The organism is Sphingobacterium puteale (assembly GCF_050986225.1).
In the GTDB taxonomy this organism is placed as follows: domain Bacteria; phylum Bacteroidota; class Bacteroidia; order Sphingobacteriales; family Sphingobacteriaceae; genus Sphingobacterium; species Sphingobacterium puteale.
Map to the genome: position 1 here is coordinate 2,913,923 of NZ_CP158959.1, position 19,834 is coordinate 2,933,756.

At 41.4% G+C, this 19,834-nt stretch carries 19 protein-coding genes; 4 read left to right on the forward strand and 15 right to left on the reverse strand.

What is annotated here, in order from left to right:
* Positions 1 to 24: 24 nt before the first annotated feature.
* The 5 genes from ABTV71_RS12225 to lysS form a co-directional block, all read right to left on the reverse strand.
* Positions 25 to 429, reverse strand: a complete 405-nt coding sequence (locus ABTV71_RS12225; protein WP_433903362.1) for an OsmC family protein — start codon at positions 427 to 429, stop codon at positions 25 to 27.
* Between the two features lie 18 nt (positions 430 to 447).
* Positions 448 to 828, reverse strand: a complete 381-nt coding sequence (locus ABTV71_RS12230; protein WP_108631899.1) for a methylglyoxal synthase — start codon at positions 826 to 828, stop codon at positions 448 to 450.
* Between the two features lie 164 nt (positions 829 to 992).
* Positions 993 to 2,225: a nucleoside recognition domain-containing protein gene (locus tag ABTV71_RS12235; protein ID WP_108631898.1), complete on the reverse strand. Its 1,233-nt coding sequence runs from the start codon at positions 2,223 to 2,225 to the stop codon at positions 993 to 995.
* 31 nt (positions 2,226 to 2,256) lie between these two features.
* Positions 2,257 to 3,312: a patatin-like phospholipase family protein gene (locus ABTV71_RS12240; protein WP_121124582.1), complete on the reverse strand. Its 1,056-nt coding sequence runs from the start codon at positions 3,310 to 3,312 to the stop codon at positions 2,257 to 2,259.
* Between the two features lie 274 nt (positions 3,313 to 3,586).
* Complete coding sequence (lysS, locus tag ABTV71_RS12245; protein WP_108631896.1) at positions 3,587 to 5,305, reverse strand: lysine--tRNA ligase; 1,719 nt, start codon at positions 5,303 to 5,305, stop codon at positions 3,587 to 3,589.
* Positions 5,306 to 5,530: 225 nt separating this feature from the next.
* On the opposite strand from lysS, the gene ABTV71_RS12250 reads away from it, so the two are divergent.
* A complete protein-coding gene (locus ABTV71_RS12250; RefSeq protein ID WP_104382096.1) occupies positions 5,531 to 6,136 on the forward strand; it encodes an RNA polymerase sigma factor in 606 nt (201 codons plus the stop codon).
* Between the two features lie 14 nt (positions 6,137 to 6,150).
* Positions 6,151 to 7,536 (forward strand): hypothetical protein, encoded by a 1,386-nt coding sequence (locus tag ABTV71_RS12255; RefSeq protein WP_121124583.1) that lies wholly within the window; start codon positions 6,151 to 6,153, stop codon positions 7,534 to 7,536.
* 81 nt (positions 7,537 to 7,617) lie between these two features.
* Here ABTV71_RS12255 and ABTV71_RS12260 read toward each other — a convergent pair whose 3' ends face one another.
* From ABTV71_RS12260 to ABTV71_RS12300, 9 genes are all read right to left on the reverse strand, one after another.
* Positions 7,618 to 8,229: an HAD family hydrolase gene (locus ABTV71_RS12260; protein ID WP_121124584.1), complete on the reverse strand. Its 612-nt coding sequence runs from the start codon at positions 8,227 to 8,229 to the stop codon at positions 7,618 to 7,620.
* A 138-nt stretch (positions 8,230 to 8,367) separates the two neighbouring features.
* Positions 8,368 to 11,538: an efflux RND transporter permease subunit gene (locus ABTV71_RS12265; RefSeq protein ID WP_121124585.1), complete on the reverse strand. Its 3,171-nt coding sequence runs from the start codon at positions 11,536 to 11,538 to the stop codon at positions 8,368 to 8,370.
* Between the two features lie 36 nt (positions 11,539 to 11,574).
* Positions 11,575 to 12,732, reverse strand: a complete 1,158-nt coding sequence (locus tag ABTV71_RS12270; protein WP_121124873.1) for an efflux RND transporter periplasmic adaptor subunit — start codon at positions 12,730 to 12,732, stop codon at positions 11,575 to 11,577.
* A 28-nt stretch (positions 12,733 to 12,760) separates the two neighbouring features.
* A complete protein-coding gene (locus tag ABTV71_RS12275) occupies positions 12,761 to 14,086 on the reverse strand; it encodes a TolC family protein (protein WP_121124586.1) in 1,326 nt (441 codons plus the stop codon).
* 8 nt (positions 14,087 to 14,094) lie between these two features.
* Positions 14,095 to 14,697: a TetR/AcrR family transcriptional regulator gene (locus tag ABTV71_RS12280; protein ID WP_121124587.1), complete on the reverse strand. Its 603-nt coding sequence runs from the start codon at positions 14,695 to 14,697 to the stop codon at positions 14,095 to 14,097.
* A 205-nt stretch (positions 14,698 to 14,902) separates the two neighbouring features.
* Positions 14,903 to 15,322: a c-type cytochrome gene (locus tag ABTV71_RS12285; protein ID WP_121124588.1), complete on the reverse strand. Its 420-nt coding sequence runs from the start codon at positions 15,320 to 15,322 to the stop codon at positions 14,903 to 14,905.
* Between the two features lies 1 nt (position 15,323).
* On the reverse strand, positions 15,324 to 15,971 hold the full coding sequence (locus ABTV71_RS12290; protein WP_121124589.1) for an SCO family protein: 648 nt from the start codon (positions 15,969 to 15,971) through the stop codon (positions 15,324 to 15,326).
* An 81-nt stretch (positions 15,972 to 16,052) separates the two neighbouring features.
* Positions 16,053 to 16,469, reverse strand: coding sequence for a transposase (locus ABTV71_RS12295; protein WP_165306646.1), 417 nt, complete (start codon positions 16,467 to 16,469; stop codon positions 16,053 to 16,055).
* Between the two features lie 40 nt (positions 16,470 to 16,509).
* Positions 16,510 to 17,007: a PaaI family thioesterase gene (locus ABTV71_RS12300; RefSeq protein WP_121124591.1), complete on the reverse strand. Its 498-nt coding sequence runs from the start codon at positions 17,005 to 17,007 to the stop codon at positions 16,510 to 16,512.
* 92 nt (positions 17,008 to 17,099) lie between these two features.
* Here ABTV71_RS12300 and ABTV71_RS12305 point away from each other — a divergent pair, with 92 nt between their 5' ends.
* Entirely contained in the window at positions 17,100 to 18,335 is a 1,236-nt protein-coding gene (locus ABTV71_RS12305) for an MFS transporter (protein WP_121124592.1), read from the forward strand.
* 253 nt (positions 18,336 to 18,588) lie between these two features.
* Here the strand turns inward: ABTV71_RS12305 and purN are convergent, their stop codons facing one another.
* Complete coding sequence (gene purN / locus ABTV71_RS12310) at positions 18,589 to 19,161, reverse strand: phosphoribosylglycinamide formyltransferase (protein ID WP_433903363.1); 573 nt, start codon at positions 19,159 to 19,161, stop codon at positions 18,589 to 18,591.
* Between the two features lie 158 nt (positions 19,162 to 19,319).
* Here purN and ABTV71_RS12315 point away from each other — a divergent pair, with 158 nt between their 5' ends.
* Positions 19,320 to 19,814 (forward strand): TlpA family protein disulfide reductase, encoded by a 495-nt coding sequence (locus ABTV71_RS12315; RefSeq protein WP_121124595.1) that lies wholly within the window; start codon positions 19,320 to 19,322, stop codon positions 19,812 to 19,814.
* Positions 19,815 to 19,834: the final 20 nt, after the last annotated feature.

The following is a 19,834-nucleotide window of genomic DNA, read 5'->3' on the forward strand; positions in this document are numbered from 1 at the left end:
GTCGCCCGTTATCCCAAGAAACAATTACAAATGATTTGAAGTTATTACAATAGGATTAGTTAAGATTTTATGTACAGGACATTTTTCGGCAATCTTAAACAGTCTCGTCTTTTGTTCGTCATCCAGATTACCCTTAAAGCTAATATGACATTGTATGTAGGTCGCCTGTTGCTGTTCACTGGTCTGCACTTCATGCGAAAGGCGGATAATAACCTCTTCCAGAGGCCAGTTTTTTCGGTCGGCATACATTTTTACGGTGATCGCTTTGCAGGCGCCTAGCGAAGAGAGCAGTAGCGGTGTGGGATTTATTCCCTGATCCTGTCCACCCAAGTCCTCGGGCTCATCGGCAATAATCTGGTGTTTACCATATTGTACGGTCGTGGTATAAGGTGTTTCACCTATGGTGACAATAACTTCATTTTCCATCATCTTGAATAAAATGGTTTGTTAGTCGACAAGATCTTCCAATAATCCTTCAATAATTAAGCTTCCGGTGGCAGGATTGGTGGCCAAGGGAACATTGTAAAGGTCGCACACACGCATCAACATTTGAATATCAGGTTCGTGGGCGTGCTTGCCAAGTGGATCACGAAAGAAGATAATGCCATCTACTTTACCTTCAGCGGCCAGTGCGGCAATCTGCGCATCGCCTCCCATCGGGCCGCTTAATTTTAACTCCACTGGAAGTCCTGTCTGCCGCACATAAGAACCCGTCGTTCCCGTAGCGATAATATGAGCATGCTCCAGTAAATCCTGGTGGTCTTTGACAAAAGCAACCATTTCTGGCTTCTTGCCATCATGGGCTATCAGTGCGATTGTTTTTTTCATCCCTATCTAATTATTTATTCATTTGCATTTGCGTCCAATGGCTAAAAAGCCACCTTCAACAGATTTATGTGTCTATCGGCAGGTAACACGATATGGCACAGTTAGTTTTGTTCTTTTAAAATGTTTATCTATATCTTCTAAACTTAAGCAATGCTTGTAAAATGCTATTTAAAAAAAATATAGGATATAATAATAGCCGCAATCACGCCCGCCAATTCAGCTAATAAGGCACAAGGCAGCGCATGTCTTGTCCGTTTTATACCCACGGCGCCAAAGTAGACTGCCAGTACGTAAAAAGTTGTTTCTGTGGAACCTTGAATGACACAGGCGACACGTGCTGCAAAGTCCATAGGCCCTTTGGCATTCATTAAGTCAACCATCAGGCCGCGCGCACCGGACCCGCTGAGCGGTTTCATAAAGGCAACCGGCAGGGCATCAACAAAGGAAGTATCTAAACCACATAAGGCTATACCTTTGGATATTCCGGCAACCATATAATCCATTGTTCCTGAAGCTCTAAAAACAGCAATGCCCACCAGCATGGCCACCAGATAAGGAATAATTTTGACAGAAACTTCAAATCCTTCTTTAGCACCTTCAATAAAAGAATCGTAGACATTGACTTTGCGAAAAAGTGCCAAACCTATAAAAGAAGTGAAGAGGCTAAACAGGATCACATTGCCAAATACTTTGCTGAAGATCTCTATTTCGGCTTGTTGTAGTCCCGAGAAATAATATAATAATCCACCGATAAATAAACCCATGGCACCTAAATAGCCTAAAACAACACGGTTGAATAGGTTTATTTTCTGATAAAGGGCTACAAGGATCAAAGCCACTAAAGTCGAAAAGAAGGTTGCGATCAAAATCGGAAGGAAGACGTCGGAAGGATCCGGCGCACCTGCTTCCTTGCGGTAAGCCATAATTGAAATCGGTAATAAGGTAAGGCTGGATGCATTGAGCACGATGAACATAATCTGTGCATTTGTCGCCGTTTCCTTATTGGGATTCAGTTCCTGGAGTTCCTTCATCGCCTTAAGTCCCAAAGGTGTTGCTGCATTATCCAGCCCCAGGGCATTGGCAGAAAAATTCATTAGAATAGATCCGAGAGCGGGGTGGTTCTTAGGGATTTCGGGAAATAATTTATGGAAAAAAGGGCCTACGATTTTTGCGAAGATATTGATCATGCCGCCTTTCTCACCAATTTTCATGATTCCTAGTGCGAAAGTCATCATCCCGACCAGGCCCAAGGATATTTCAGCTCCGGTTTTAGCGCTGTCAAAGATGGAATTGACAATTTGTTGGAAGATTTCGGTATCTCCGAAAAAGATAAGTTTTACCAGGGCTACGGCAAATGTGATTAAAAAAAATGCAACCCATACGTAGTTTAATGCCATAATAGATTTAAATATGCGTAAAAGTAACCTTTTAGAATTTATCCATCAACTGGCTCCAAGGATTTTTCTTCTTATTCTGATTCTTTTCTTTGATGAGGTGTTCAATGATATAATCCAGTGTATCCTCATGTTCACTGATCAGTTTATCCGATAAGGAGATGAGTTTTTGGATATTGTTTGGTGAGGCTGCATCAAGGGAAGCATTGATACTGGATAGATTTGCTGGCTCCAGACGAACGTAATTCTGCTGTTTCCCATTGCTTCTAAATAATTGCTTGATAAAAAATTCGGTACTTTCAGAAGAGGCGCTCGTCATGATGTCCACAAGCGCGGGGCCGATCTGAATGGCAAGCTTTTTCTTGAAGTGTTCGTAATTGTAGGCTGTCTTTGATACCCCGGTGCCCAAGGAAACCATAAACATATCGTTGATCTGTGTACTGTTAAAGGCTTTTAACACCTCAAGCAAGCCACAGATGGAGGGATTCTGTGCAAACACTCCACCATCTATGAGCGGATATCTGGTATTGGATATGGAATAGATTTCGGCAACGGGAAAGAAGGTCGGGGCTGCCGAAGTCGCTTTGCAGACATCTTTTAGGTAAAAGTCCCGCGCTTCGCCATGGGTGATTGCTTTCTGTTGTCTAAAAAAATGATTTTTACGGAGTTCGATGTTATAGGCAGTGATAATGCAGGGCTTGATCAGGTGGCTTAACCGCGCATTTTGAAAATATTTGTCCAGCACATTCGACAGGGCGGCCGAAGAATACAATTCACTCACCAGACCAAATTCACCCAGAAAACGGCGCCATTTGGAGGTGTGGAAGATTTCTGTCCCGTGGTTGACAAATAGATTTAAAGCATCGCGTGCTGAAAACTTGGGGTGCGTAGGATCTCCTTCGTCGGGGAACAATAAGATGCTTGTAAGAATTCCGCCACTGCTCGTGCCGGCAATAAAGTCAAAATAAGAGGCGATCCGCGCATTGGGATCCATTGTTTTTTTTTGTAATTTTTCCTCCAATGCCACGAGTATCATAGCTGGGATAATCCCTCGAATACCACCTCCGTCAAGGGCAAGTATGCTCTTCATACGCTAACGCTATTTTAATTCAAGATACGTAAATATAGAAAATGTTTACAATTTAGATTGCCCTTTTGGGGCTAAGGTTTTTGTAATAAAAATATAGCCGATCACGATCAGGCGCATGTTTGCGTTGGATGGTAAATGAGATGGATCACTGTTTCTTAATCGGGGATTTTCGGTATTATTGATCTGGATATTTAGGTACGACCCTGTAGGTATATGAGGGGATACCCTAAATAACAGCGACGGATGTTAGTCCGTCGCTGTTAGAGTCATTGTATTAGTTAAACCAAGCCAGCACTTCGTCTTTACTCGGCATAGTTATGTCAAGTTTTAGTTTTTTACGCATACCGCCAAGATCATTAAAAACCTTATTTGGGTTGGCTTCTTTTAAGGCTTCGATGGTTGTAAAGCCCATTTTTTGTAATGCCGGTACCCAAGCGGCAGGAATGCCTTGCTCTTCATAGTCTTTCACATCCGCAACTTTGGTTACCTTTTCAGGACGCATCTGCGGGAAGAACAATACTTCTTGAATAGAAGCATTATTGGTCAGAAACATAATCAGGCGATCCATACCTATTCCTAAACCGGAAGTAGGCGGCATACCATACTCCAAAGAGCGCAAGAAATCCTGGTCAATAAACATGGCTTCATCATCACCCTTCTCTGAAAGTTTCAATTGATCTTCAAAACGTTCGCGTTGATCAATTGGGTCATTCAATTCGGAGTAAGCATTGGCAATCTCTTTGCCACAGACCATTAGCTCGAAACGTTCAGTTAAATCCGGATTATCGCGATGTTTTTTGGTCAACGGTGACATCTCTTTTGGATAATCGGTGATAAATGTTGGCTGGATGTAATTACCTTCACATTTCGCACCAAAGATCTCGTCGATCAATTTGCCTTTACCCATTGTTTCGTTTACGTCGATACCCATACCTTTTGCGGCCACACGGATTTCTTCTTCGGTTTTGCCAGTGATATCAAATCCTGTAAATTCTTTGATTGAATCAGTCATTGAAATACGCTTATATGGCGCCCTGAAATCAATTTTATGTTCGCCAAAAGTTGCTTGTGTGGTACCGTTTACAGCGAGTGCACAGTGTTCCAGGAGGCGTTCTGTGAAATCCATCATCCAGTTGTAGTCTTTGTAAGCCACATAGATTTCCATGGCCGTAAATTCGGGATTATGCGTGCGGTCCATTCCTTCGTTACGGAAGTTTTTGGAAAATTCGTACACCCCGTCAAAACCACCTACGATCAGTCTTTTTAGATAAAGTTCGTTCGCAATACGAAGGTATAATGGAATATCCAATGCATTGTGGTGGGTGATAAATGGACGTGCTGCAGCACCTCCGGGAATAGACTGTAAAACGGGTGTTTCCACTTCCATATAACCGGCGTCGTTAAAAAATTGACGCATGGCATTAAAAAGTTTGGTGCGTTTGACAAATATATCCTTATTGGCAGGGTTTACAATTAAGTCAACATAGCGCATTCTGTAACGTTGCTCCGGATCGGTAAAGGCATCGAATGTTTTGCCTTCAGCGGATTTAACCACTGGAAGGGGACGTAAGGATTTAGATAGTACCGTAAGTTCCTCCACGTGTACTGCAATAGCTTCAGTCTGTGTCGTGAAAACATATCCTTTGACACCTACGATATCGCCGATATCCAATAGTTTTTTGAAAACAACATTGTAGAGATCCTTATTTTCATCAGGGCATACGTCATCACGCTTAATATAAGCTTGAATACGGCCGGTAGAATCTTGGATTTCAAAAAATGAAGCACTTCCCATCACGCGACGGCTCATAATGCGGCCGGCAATGGTAATGTTCTTATAATTCAATTTATCTCTATCGTAGTTTTCTAAAATATCGGCAGCATGTGCATTGACGACAAATTCATTCGCTGGAAAAGGCTCGATTCCCATATCCAACAACGATTGCATCGCCTGTCTTCTAAGTTGTTCCTGTTCGGATAATACAGTACTCATTCGGTCTGAATAATATTTAAAATGTGAAAATCATGCAAAAATAGCCATTTTTTTCAATTCTTTTTATTGATTTTTTTTGAAAAGCGCTGTAGCGAAATACAAATGGCGACCGTTAAAAGAAGAAAAATAGTTAAATAGTGATATTAAGCGGGGACATTCGACTATTTGATTTTAAGTTTTATAATTTTATTTCGTTATTTGAAGCTTAATATTTAAATAGTTTAAGTGGGAATTATTCAGTCATATTTTTATAACAAGAAGCTATCATCTTTACATGATGCCTTGGAACGTTGCTTGCGAAATCGCGAGGACGGCAAGGCTTTTGTCTATAAAAAATATTATGGCTACCTGATGGCAATCATCATCCGTTATGTCAAACAGGATGTCGATGCCGAGGAACTTGTGAATGAGAGCTTTGTCCGGATTTTTCGAAAATTGGAGTCCTTCAATAGGGATATTGATGCGGAGAACCTCGAAAAATCGTTTCGAGCATGGATCGGTCGAATTGCTGCAAATATCTCGATTGACTTTCTGCGGAGTAAAAAACAGTTGTATTCGGTTGAAGATATGGCTGAAGGGGATATGCATACGCCATCGGTGCAATTGGATAGTCGCCTGGAGGTAAACGAGATTTTGAGCTTATTGGATCAGCTTCCCGAAATTCAGAAAACTATTTTTAACCTCTATGAAATAGAGGGGTATTCGCATGATGAAATCGCCCAAATGCTAAATATACCGGATAGTACGTCACGTACGTACTTGACAAGGGCAAAGCAAAAACTGAGAAAATTATACTTGGACTATACAGGTGTAGTGCAAGAAATAAGATAAATAGTGTTGTTACCATGGAAGGCAATAAGAAAAAAGAATTGATAGAAGAGATCGTTGGGCAATTAAAAGACCATGAACTACCTTATCGGGAAGGTTCCTGGGAAAAATTTGCATCAATGCATGAGGTAGCAACACCACCTTCTTCCGCATGGAAATATTGGAGTGCGGCTGCCGCAGTACTTTTATGTTTTGGTGGGGGCTATTGGGGGTTGAAAAATAATTCTGTAGTCATTCCATCTTCGCCGGTTGTAACCCAGCAACAGAAAGATAGCGAGGTGCTCGCGGACAACAAAGATTTAAAGGAATCCATTCAACGTTCGTTGTCCGATGTGACCGGGGCACAGGGATTGAGTGAACAGGAACTGATGCGTGATCGACCGTTTACCTATTCGAAAGTGGAAAGTCTTTCTGCTGATGATAGTCAAGAACAACGGTTTGTCTTATTTGATGGAAAAGCAGTGAGCGGAAATAATATTCGTATATCAAATAGTCTTGCCGCTTTGGGTGTGGGGCAGAACATGCAATTGCGAAACAGTACCCTGTCCGCACAGATCAATCTGGATGACCCTACAATTGCTGCTTCGTCGGCTACCCCTGGGGCAACAAAGGTTGGTGCGCCATCCAATTCAACTGTGGCATCAACAAATTCAAATACAGCTCCATCTTATACACAGACACAGCTTGAAGCTGCACGTCTTGCTGCGCTATATGCCGGGCAGCAGGGAAATCGGAAGAGTGCTGTCGCTCTGAGAAACGGGAATGACCTTGACAGCAAATGGGAGCTGGGGGCATTTGTCTCGCCGGCTTCTACTTCAGAGAGCATCACCCTTGGGGGCGGGGTTGCCCTGGCTTATAATGTTTCGAGTAAGATCAGTATCCGGTCCGGTGCTTCTATCCAGCATTATGGAGCGATGTCAGGAAATACGCCCATCACACCGGCGATGGCTTCCAATTCGTTTGTTGCCGATGCCCCAAGTTATCTTTCGCAGCCCAGTAGTTTGAATAATCCTTTGGTGATGCGCACGGCGGATGCTAAAGATGCTAAAAGTAACGAACGCGTTTCCGGTAAAATCTTAACCGTGGATATTCCTGTTGATGTCCGTTATGCGATCAGTAAAAATTTCTATACCTCAGTAGGGGTTTCCTATGTCGGTGTACTGGATCAGGAACGGGCTACGATTTATGAAACCAACAATAAAGAGTATAAACAAACATCCACAGATAAGAACGTAGATGATAAAGGTGTGAATGGATTTGTGAATTTCTCGGTCGGACGAAAACAGAAAGTCGGCAAACTTTCCATCTCTGTGGAACCGTATTACAAACTACCCGTTGGAGGTTTACGGTCGTCTGATCTGAATTACAGCAATGGTGGTGTGAAAATTATTACCAGCTTCTAGTAAAAAGTAGTCGAAAACGTAAAAAAAGCATCTTCCCGAAGTTGAGCACTCAGCAAAAAACTGAGGAGATCATTGAACCTGTTATAGTTCATCTATTCGGACCCAGCCCATTCCAGCGGCTTTAGCACCTTCAACGCCGGGAACCCCGTCTTCGTAGACTAAGCATTTTTCTGGAGCGATGTTCAACTGCGAAGCTGCGAGCAGAAAAGGTTGTGGGGATGGTTTACCTTCTGGAGTATCTCCCGCACAGACTAACGTTTCAAGATCATCCCATACACCGATCGTATTCAGCGTCATGGACAACGTTGTTCTTGTTCCGCCAGAGACCGCAGCAATATGTTTTTTACCCTTTTGGTACTTTAAATGTTCAACGACATAATCAACGGGTTTTGTTTTAAAAACATATTCATCTCTAAATATCGTAGACTTAAGTGTGGAAAATTCCTCGTGGTCAAAGTCGACACCGTACCGTTTGCTGATTTCCGCAGCAACGGCTACCGTAGGCCAGCCGGCAGTTTCGTCAATGAGATTGACATCAAGCTCAACGCCATATTGTTTGGCGGCAGCCTTATAAGCTTGTTTATGGGCATCCATGTTGTCCGCCAATGTGCCATCGACATCAAATAGTAGGGCATCATAGGATTCGGCAAGAAGATTTAATTGTTCAAATTTGCGTTGTGATTCAGGTGACATATGCTTTTGTTCGTGTGCGGTAAAATTAAAAATTATAATTGGAAGCGCAAAAAACAAGCGGCCTTTCTTTCGTCGGAAAGAAAGGCCGCTTAAGCATACTATTTCAATTAGTACCGCAAGCCGCAAACCATTGTTTGCTTAATGTGCACTTAAGTTCTTTGCTTTTTCTTCATCGAAATTAGCTTCTAATTCAGCTAATTTTTTCTTACCGTAAGCCATTCGTGTAATCACAACGAACAGGACGGGAACGATAAAGATTGCCAAAAGTGTTGCTGCGGTCATACCACCGAATACCGTCCAGCCGATTGTTTGGCGGGAGATGGCACCGGCACCGTGGGACAACATCAATGGAATAATACCCAGGATGAAGGCGAAAGAAGTCATGATGATCGGACGTAAACGCAATTTTACAGCATCCAATGTTGCCTCATAGAGATTCATTCCGATGTCAACCCGTTCTTTGGCAAATTCCACGATCAGGATCGCGTTTTTGGCCGCCAGACCGATAATGGTTACCAAACCGATCTGCGCATAAATATTATTATCTAAAGATGGTATCAACGTTAGGGTCAAAATCGCTCCAAATACCCCTAAAGGAACCGATAGAAGGATAGAGAATGGTACTGACCAGCTTTCGTACAGGGCCGCCAACAGCAAGAATACAAACAGGATACATAAAGCGAAGATCTGAATGGTTTTTGATCCTGACTGCATTTCCTGTAGTGAAAGTCCGGAGAATTGGTAATCAAACCCTTCCGGTAAAGTCTGTGCCGCAACTTCCTGTAAGGCTTTCAATGCATCCCCGGAAGAGTATCCCGGAGCCGAGCTACCATTGATCTCGATACTTCTAAAGATATTGTAGTGGTTGATGATCGACGGCATCGTTATTAGCTCATATTTAACGAGCGTACCCATTGGTACCGGGTTGCCCATTGTATTGTTGACATACAGTTTGTTGATGTCTTCGATATTCATACGATAAGGGATATCGGCTTGTGTAACGACACGATAGCTACGGCCATACTTGGTAAAGTCATTAACATAGCTACTACCTAAATAGGACGATATTGTCGAATAAATACTTGATATCGGAACTCCCATACGTTTTGCCTGTTCACGATTGACTTCCAATTTGTAGTTTGGAGAATTGGTATTAAACATCGTATAAGCCATTCCAATTTCTGGACGTTGGTTGGCAGCCATGAGGAATTTACCCACTGTAGCTTCGAAATCCTTGATATTTACAGTTTGTAAATCTTGTACCTGCAAGGAGAAACCTCCGGATGTACCTAAGCCCGGAATAGCTGGTGGTGTTACCGCTAACACCCTTGCTTTGGTATAACCCATGTATTTACCCATGATCATACCGGCAATATCGCTGGCCGTACGTGTCCGTGTTTCCCAAGGTTTGAGCGAAACGAAAACTGTCGCACCATTGGATTTGAAGGCACGGTTTAGGATATTGATACCAGAGATCGCGGTCACATATTTAATTTCAGGAAAAGTCTTATGTAGATCGGCTTCAATCTCTTTAAGTACCTCGTTTGTACGTGCGGCAGAAGAACCTTCCGGCAGCGTAATACCTGCAAAAAAGGCGCCACCATCCTCGGAAGGAATAAATCCTGTTGGCTTGGTTGTAAACATCCAGCCGGTACCGATGAAAATACATAAAAGGATAATCAATACAAGTGGTGCTTTTTTTATGGATTGTTTCACACCTCTTGAATAGCTGATCGTTACTTTTTCAAACCATACATTGAATTTGTAGAAGAACTTGTTCAAACCTTTAGCACCCTCATGAACAGCTGTTGGTTTCAATAGAATCGAACATAAAGCTGGTGTCAACGAAAGGGCAATGAATGCGGATAACATAACCGATACCGCAATGGTGATCGCAAATTGTTGATACAATTTACCGACCATCCCCGGGATAAAACCTACAGGAACGAATACTGCCGCCAAGATTAAGGCAATTGCGATAACCGGTGCCGTAATATCACCCATGGCACGGCGTGTTGCTTCTTTTGCGTCCAGCTTATAATGGTCGATATAGTGCTGCACGGCTTCCACTACAACGATGGCATCATCCACCACAATACCGATGGCCAGTACAAAGGCAAGCATGGTCAAGTTGTTCACAGAGAAACCAAACATCAGGAAGAAGATGAATGTACCAATAATCGATACAGGAATCGCCAGAACAGGGATCAAAGTTGCTCTCCAGCTTTGTAGGAAGAAGAAAACTACAACAGTTACCAGGATCAATGCTTCAACCAAGGTATGGATAACCGAGGAAATAGATGCATTTACCACAGACACGGTCTCATAACTAATGGTGTAATCGACGTCGGTTGGGAAAGATTGTTTTAGTTTTTCCAAAGCTGCAACAATACCTTCTGCAGATTCTACGGCATTTCCACCTGGCGTTTGGTTGATCATCATCGCAGATGAGGTCATGCCATTTACAGTAGATGATGTACCATAACTGAATTGGCCTAATTCAACACGCGCAACGTCCTTTAAAAGTACGATAGACCCATCTTTGTTGGTCTTAACGACGATATTTTCAAAGTCCTCTGGGTTTGATAGGTCACTATCCGTAATAACGGGATATTCAAATACAGTTGAAGACTCTTGTGGGCGTCCACCGACGCTACCACCCGGTATACGGGAATTTTGCTCAGCAATCGCAGTAGAGACGTCTGCAGGAGTCATGCTCAAATTGGCTAGCTTGTTAGCATCTAACCATACACGCATGGAGAAGGGTTGACCGAAGGCCGTTACATCACCGACACCTTTGACACGTAGTAACGCATCTTTGACATACAAGTTGTTGTAATTGGCCAGGAAATTTTCATCCCTAGTTCCTTTGGGCGACGTCAAAGCTACCAACATCAAGATATCGTTATTGGCTTTACGGGTTGTGATTCCCAGACGTCTAACAGCTTCTGGAAGGGCGGGTTCGGCTATCCCGACACGGTTTTGTACGTCTAGGGTTGCAATATCAATATCAGTACCTACTTCAAATGTGACAGTAATTGTTGCTTGACCATTTGAAGTACTATTTGACGACATATAAATCATACCAGGGGTACCATTGATCTGACTCTCGATCAGAGTCGTCACGGTCTGTTCAACCGTCTGTGCATCTGCTCCTGTGTAATTGGCTGTTACCGTTACAGTTGGAGGTGCAATAGAAGGATACTGGCTAATTGGCAACGTAGAAACAGCAATAATCCCGATAATTGAAATCAATATCGAAATAACGATTGCGGTAACTGGCCTCTTAATAAATACTTCTGAAATCATTCTATATTTTTTAGATTCTCTTAAAAATTAATGTTGTTATTTTCCTTGTGGAGCGCCTTTTGCAGCTTGTTGGGCGGCAATGGCAGCGTCGACAACTTTAACACCATTTTGGACGTTCATGGCACCATCAACAATGATTTTTTCACCATCTTTGACACCTTCTTTAATGACGACTTTGTCACCGGCTTTAATGCCTAATTTTACCTGACGGATTTCTGCTTTACTGCTATCATTAACGGCATATAAATTGAATACCCCCAATTGCTCAAAAACCGCCTTGTAAGGCACAACGATTTCTTCGTTTGCCGAAGTCGTAGAAACATTCATCGTAATGTTCATACCAGCTCTTAACACATTGGAATTGTTGGGGAAGGTAGCCCGGACTTTAATTGTTCCTGTTGCTGGATCAACAGCGCGGTCAATTGTTGTTATATTGCCTTTTCCTTCATACGTGCTTCCGTCTGGCAATAGAAGTGAAAGGTCCGATGAAGAGCGGCTGCTCTGCATTTGAACAAATTTGCTGATATCTTTTTCATTGACCTGAAACTCAATGGCAATAGGACTTGTTGAAGATAAAGTGTTCAATAGGGTAGTTCCTGGGTTGACCAAAGCACCTAACCGTACTTGCGATATACCTACAGTTCCTGAAAATGGTGCGCGTATCGTAGAACGTGACAAGTTTGTACTCGCCGTAACCAACGCTGCGCGGGCAGATTCTACCTGCGCCTGTGATGAAGCGACAGCGGATACTGCATTGTCAAATACTTGTTTGGCGATCGCATCTTTGTCAGCCAATGTCTGGTAACGTGCCAAATCTCTTTTTTGACGGTCAAGGTCGGTCTGTGCTACTTGCAGGCTTGCTTTGGCCTGTTGTACAGCAGCATTATAACGTGTTCCGTCAATTTCATACAAAGCTTGTCCTTTAGAGACCACAGCACCATCCGAAACATATATTTTGGTAATATAACCGCTTACTTCGGCAAATAGGTCTGCTTCGTTCAACGGTTTGACTGTTGCGGGATAACTTATTGTTCCCGTAACAATCTCATGTGATGCTGCGCCAAAGGTAACAGGAACAACCTTCTCAGCCTGAGCCTGTGCTGCACCTTGCTTTTTTGCATCTTTATTTCCACAAGAGGTCCATACTAAAGCCGTCCCAAGGAAGAAAGCGAATAATAATTGTCTTTTATTCATGATTTGTATTAGTTTCCGTTTGAATTGATTAATTAGTTTGGATCGCTCCAATTGCTTTTTGAACATCCAGTTTACTTGATAATAGCGCATAAAGGGCATTCAAATAGTTTAATTGTGTTGTTTTAAGATCTGTCTCCGCAGTCATGAGATCCAAGTATGTTTTAATACCTTCATCATACTGCAGTTTGATGGTTTCATAAACTTCTTTGGAAAGGACAACATTTTCCTGCGCTGTTTTCCAGTCATTTAGATTAGCGTTATAAGTTGCTCTGGCCATCGAATATTGTGTATTGACCGTATTTTCCAAATTCTTGATGTCCCAATCGATACGTTCTTCCTGCAATTTCGACTTGTTAATTTGGTGCTTGCGTTTGAACCCTTGAAAAATAGGTAACGATAAGTTCAGACCTGCAACAGAACTCGGGATATTATCATTGTACAATTTGCCAAAGCTGTTATTTCTATAATTAAATGCATAGTTATAAAAAACACTGATGTTGGGAAGATACGTCCACTTATAATATTGGGTATTTAATTCCTGAATTTTTTTGGAAGTTTGCAATTGTTGGAATTCAATACGATTTGTAACATTGATGCCTGCAGTCGTATCCAATAAAACCTGTCCTTCCATATTCGTATTATTGAAAGAAAGTGTCAGGTTTTGTCCTTTATCCAAGGCAAGCAGCTGTTTTAGATAGTCATATTTATACTTACGGAGCTCAACGGTACGTTTTTCATCTGCTCTGGCATTTGCGAGGGCAATCTGAGCACGTTTGTAGTCGGTCTTATCGACTACACCGACATCATAGCGCGAATGGGCATCATTGTATTGCTTTTGCAGACGCGCAATATTTTCCTGTACGATTTTAATCTGTTCTTCAGAAGTCAGAATATCATAGTAAGCTTTGCTCACATCGACGACTGCGTCAATTTTTTGACTCTCCGTGTTCTGTTTGTTACTCAGACGGAGCAGTTCAGCACCTTTTTTCGCTTGCATTAATGCAGGATTTAAAATCTGTTGGTCTGCCTGCAACGTTAAAGCGCTACTATTTTTAGTCCCCATTGGAATATTAGCTCCATTGAAAAACATGGTTGGTAATTTCACATTGTGATTGAAATTGCCCGTCAGACCAAGTTGCGGATACCAGCCAGAAAGCGAAATATCTATATCTTTTTCACCTATGGACTCATCGAGTTCTGCTTGTTTGACCGAAATCTTATTCCGCAAAGCATAATCTATCAGCTGCTGAAGCGTCGCATTTGGCGGCAAGTTTTCAGATTGCTGTTGTGCAAATCCTGTATTACTCAGAAGCGACAGGGTCGCTAAGGAATAAACGATTTTATTGAACTTCATATATCTAATTAATTATTATTATTTCTATTGACAGCACCATCCCAGATAATTTCCATCAGCTCCTTCAGATTTTGTTCGGAGAAAGGGAGATCTTTGAATTTAATGCTGTGTACCGTAGACAAAGCTACCCCGATATAACTAGCCACCAACAGGTGGACATTTACTTGTTTTAGAATCTTTTTATCAATGCCTTCCTGCAAAAAATCCAGGACTTTATTTTGGCCACCTACAGGTTCTTGTATTTCAGCTTTATTCTTTTCATAATATGGTGAAGAAAAAAACTGTTCAAAAAAGCTAAAGATCTGGGCATTTTCTAAATAGAACTTGACAAAATTGCGCCACACATGAAAAAAAGACGCTTTGTAGTCAAAGTCCTCTTTGATGCCATCAAAAATGTAATTATTCAGTAACGACCGACAATGTTTGAAAAGCGCAAAGATCAGATCATCTTTAGAAGGAAAATAGTGATAGATTGTACCTATCGCTACTTCCGACTCCTGTGCAATTTTACTCATGGGCGTCCCATGGAAGCCGTTGGTATGGATCAGTTTAAGTGTGGCAGCAAAGACTGCTGCTATTTTTTCATTTGTATGCATCAATCGAACGTTCATTCGGGTGCAAAATTAACAATTAATTTGAATGCAAAATGTCAGATTATTGTTATAAATCAATAAAAGCTAAACAATTTGGATCAATAATACAATAAGGAAAAAAGATTTAAATTGTTTTGGCTTCGGGCAATTATTTTTTAGTCGCTTAACTTGAGGTATATTCTGCAGGCAGGGCATAAAAAAAGGAACTTTTAAAGTTCCTTTTTTATTGGCAGTTTTTTAACTGTTTTTCTACTTCCGCCAAGGGAAAGATATCCTTGCCTTTATTGATTTTTGTGTTGATGTAGGTCAGTACGTAGGCGATATCAATCGCCGAAAGATTTGAGGCCGGCATGGTAGCATTGAATTTCTTTCCTGCGACTTCCAATTCTCCGGTAGCCCCGTACTTGATCATGCAGGCAAGTTTTTGCCGATTTTTTTCCAGAAATTTGACATCGGTCAGTGGGGGATACAGGTTTCCTAATCCTTCGCCCTTTTCGCCATGGCAATTCTGACAATGTGTAATATACACTTTTTGACCATTGACGCTATACTGTGCTGTTCTGATGTCAACTTCATTCTGACAGCCGATGAGCACCAATAGGAGAGCGCCAATGATAAAACAGGTCGTAAAAAGCGCGCGCATATTAGTTTTTAGCTTCGTTCAACAACTTTGGTAGGTCATCCATCAGCTTTTTTACCTGCTCGTCATTTGTCCCGTCATAAGCACCACGGATGCGTTTATCCTTGTCAATTAAGACCAGGTAGCCTTGGTGGTCGTAACCCCCGGGGGCATTTTTATCTTCTGCCGTATACACAAGGTATTGGTTGGCGATGCCATATATGTCAGCTTTTGTGCCTGAAACAAATTGCCAGTGGTCATTGCTCACACCAAGCTTATTTGCGTAATCTTTTAGTACATAGGGTTGATCATATTTGAAATCTATGCTATGCGACAAAAAGCGGACGGCATCGTTGTCTTTATATTGCGTGTAGATCTTCAATAGATTACGGTTCATTGTTGGGCATATACTCGGACAATGGGTGAAAAAGAAGTTGGCAATGTATACTTTACCCTCAAAATTCCGGTCTGAGATCATCACACTATCTTGATTTAAAAATTTAAACGCCGGGATGGTATGATAGACAGTATCTACGACTTGCTTTCCGTCAACGGTTTTCTCGACGGCTTCACGTTCGCCGTAAATGGGTAAACTCGACTGACTCGTATTTTTGCAGGAAAATAAACCAAGCAATAGGCCTGTGGCACAACAAAGTTTAATTATAGATTTCATCTGTTTTTATTCTTTTATTATCAATTCACCCACTTGGGGATTTTCTCCAGCTACAAGCTGTTGACGCACAGAGCAGCTGCTTTAGAAATTTTTTAATTTTTCCTGACTTTCCTTGGAAACTTCGTCAAATATTTTCTTCATATCTGAGACCTTTTGCAGTTCGACCTCAAAATATTTAACGTCGGTGCTATCTGGATTATAGTCTTTCATCCAGTCCATCATATGGTCGGTCGCACTTTCCAAATTCGCTTTTAATATGCCGAGATCTTTCCTTGTAGCTGTAGTATCCAAATCTGCTTTAGCTGCTTTAAGCGTCTTTAAGTTGTTTAAGATGGAGTCAATTTTGACTGCATCGCGGTCAAAATGGGCAATCTGAGGCATGATTTCATCATGGATTTTAATTGTTGAATCCTGTAAAGCCTTTACATTATTTGTGCCAGTGGTTCCACATGCCGCTATTGCCAAGGATGCGATAGCCATGAAAGCGATTTTGTTCATGTTTCTATTTTTTTGGTAATGGGACAAAGATATCAATTTCTTATTGCCCGAGCTTTTGATTTCTATCCGGGAATGTAAAATTCAAGTCACGAATGTAGGTTTCACAATGGACTACAGCGCATAACTCATTATTTTTATCTTTGATTTCTAAACTCAGGTTTTTTATGATTTTACCTTTTGTACGTATAGTTTGCGTACACTCCGCCAGCAGTTCGTCCGAAAGCTGCACCGAATAGCCTACGCTGGTCTTGCCCGGTTTTTTAAAATCTATTTTTGATGATTTGAGCCAGGCAATTGTTTTTTTGAAGCCAGTTTTTTGAAGATACTGATCAATCAGGATAGGAAATATAGGATCCGCAGCAGCAAAGATGGTTCCGCCAAACAAGGTTCTATTGGTATTGATATTGAATGGTGTCTTGTAAATTTTTACCTCGGCTCCTTTGAAGCCGGGACTGATCTTTTTTACCCAGATTCCCTGGAATAAAAAAGGAGGGTAAAAGCGCAAGAGCCATGTTAATGCACGCGGACTGTATCTCATCTTGCAAAAATAAAACAATGTAGCGGATTATTTTCTGAAATCTTGGTTTTCTTCGTTCACTATGGTATTTTTACGGCATCAAAAAACCTAGAATGTCAACATTAAAAGATAAACAGGCTGAAAGCAAAAAAGTATGGTTGTTGGTGACAATAGCTTCGCTGGGATATTTTGTCGATATATACGATCTTATTATTTTTTCCATTGTCCGCATTCAATCCTTTACGGATATTGGGGTTCCGGTAGCGGAGATGCGGGTAAAAGGCGAATTTGTACTTAACATGCAAATGGGCGGTTTGCTCTTGGGTGGAGTTATCTGGGGGATTATCGGAGATAAATTCGGACGTTTAAAGGTCTTGTTCGGTTCTATTCTACTGTATTCATTAGCGAATATTGCCAATGGTTTTGTGTACGATGTCATGCAATATGGCATTATCCGGTTTATCGCCGGGATCGGACTGGCCGGTGAACTGGGGGCGGGGATTACCTTGGTCTCGGAAAGTATGCATAAGTCGAAACGCGGTTATGGAACAATGTTGGTGGCCAGTATTGGGGTAATGGGTGCCATTCTTGCTTACTTTGTTTCCGAGGAATTCAATTGGCGCACCGCTTATTTTGTTGGTGGTGGAATGGGCCTATTATTACTGTTATTACGTGTCGGTTCCTTTGAATCGGGCTTATTTCAAGAACAGGATAAAAAGGATGTGCCTAAAGGTGATTTTAGGATGCTTTTTACAGATAAGAGCCGATTGAAACGTTATGTTAATTGTCTTTGCATCGGTCTGCCAATCTGGTTTGTGGTTGGGGTGTTGGTGACGCAGGCTCCGGAAATCGGAAAGGCGTTGGGTGCATCTGAGACTTTAAGCGCCGGCAAAGGGGTGATGTTTGCCTATATCGGAATTTCTTTAGGAGATGTTTTGGCAGGAGTATTTGCACAGGTTTTAAAATCACGGAAGAAAGTTGTTTTTATCTGTCAATTGATTATTGTTGCAAGCTCATTATGGTATCTGCTAAGTACTGGAATTAACGCCCATAAGTTTTTGATTTTGGCGTTTATTATGGGGCTTGGGGTAGGGTATTGGGCAACCTTTGTGACGATCTCGGCAGAGCAATTCGGTACAAATCTGCGGGCGACGGTCGCAACGACAGCTCCTAATTTTGTCAGAGGTGCCTTGATCCCATCGACCATGTTATATGGACTGTTAGTAAATTCTTTTGGTATTGTACCTGCGGCAATTACGATGGTATTGCTGCTTTCAGGTATTGCTATATATTCCCTCACTCAGCTTGAGGAGAGCTTTGATAAGGATCTCAACTATCTGGAGGAATAATGGGCTGGATCTAAACAGGTTATTTTTTTCGGCCGGGACATTTTTTGCAACGTTTTCCTTCTTTGTATTTTTTGCAGCATTTTTTGAAACAGATGCAGGAAAAATCAGAAAAAGGATTCATTGCAACTCTTCTGAATTGAAATGGGCTTGCTTTGCCCTCACCCTCACACGGTTCCATTAAGGATTCAATAACTTCGTTCATGGCACAAAGTTACTATTTGTTTAAAATAGTTCTAAATAAAAAGCAATGTTTTTACATTTTTTTGATTAGATTCTCAATCACTTTCGGAAAATGTTGATGTTCCAATTGTTGACCTTTAAACTTAATGATATCCAGGGTATCATTGGGATCTACCTTAAATTTTGCTTGATAAATAATTTCACCTTCATCAAAGTGCTCATTGGCAAAGTGAATCGTGATACCGTGTTCTTCTTCTTTGTTGGCTAAAACAGCCTTATGCACATGGTCTCCGTACATGCCCTTACCGCCATATTTAGGCAGGAGAGCGGGATGGATGTTAATGATCTGATTTGGATAGGCTTTTAAAAGATTGTTTGGAACAAGCCATAGGAAGCCGGCCAAAACGATCAGATCGATATTTAAATTTTTAAGAATGTTAACGATATTGTCTGTGTTGTAAAATTCATTGCGATCGAATATATGTGCTGGAATTTCAAAATTGTCAGCACGCTGAATAACATAAGCATCAGGATTGTTGGATAGGATCAGCGCAACCTCAGCTTCATCTGAGTATTTGAAATGTTCCATTATTTTTTGAGCATTGGATCCTGAACCTGAAGCAAAAATGGCAATTCGTTTTTTCACGATTAATGAGTATTAATAGATTTGATCGATTTAAAAATTAGTCCAAACTTACGCATTTTTTGTAAAAAAACTAAAATATTGACGAATAGAACCGCGTTTTTAAGTATAATTGATTAAAATTTAATTGAATATTCATTGTCTGTTTAAAATTCTCTAACATGAAGTTACTCTGTTCCCTATTTCTTGCCTGTGGATTTTTCCTATTTCAGCCTGTGTTTGCCCAGGCGCCAAAAACGATACCCGCATTTACATTCGAAGAGGTGTATCAGACGGGTAGGTTTAGTTCGGACAAGTTACCTAAAACAGGCTATATCGTCCTTGATTTTTATGATCCGGGCTGTGGCCATTGTCAGAAAATGGGGGCGGGCATCGCACAGAATTTACAGAAGCTCAAAAACGCCAGTTTTTACTTTATTTCGATGAATGATAAGGTCTATGTGGATGGATTTATTAATATGCATGCCAAAGCACTGAAGGGGGCGGCTAACGTGAAGTTTTTGTATGATGGCGGAACGCAGTTTATTGAAAAATTTAACCCGAGTAATTACCCTTCCCTTTATATTTATGATGCAAAAAACAGAACATTGCTGCAGCATCTTGATGGTGAAGACGATGTGAAAAAATTGCTCAAAGCAGTAGGGGTTTCGAATTAAACGATCATTATTCCATAAAG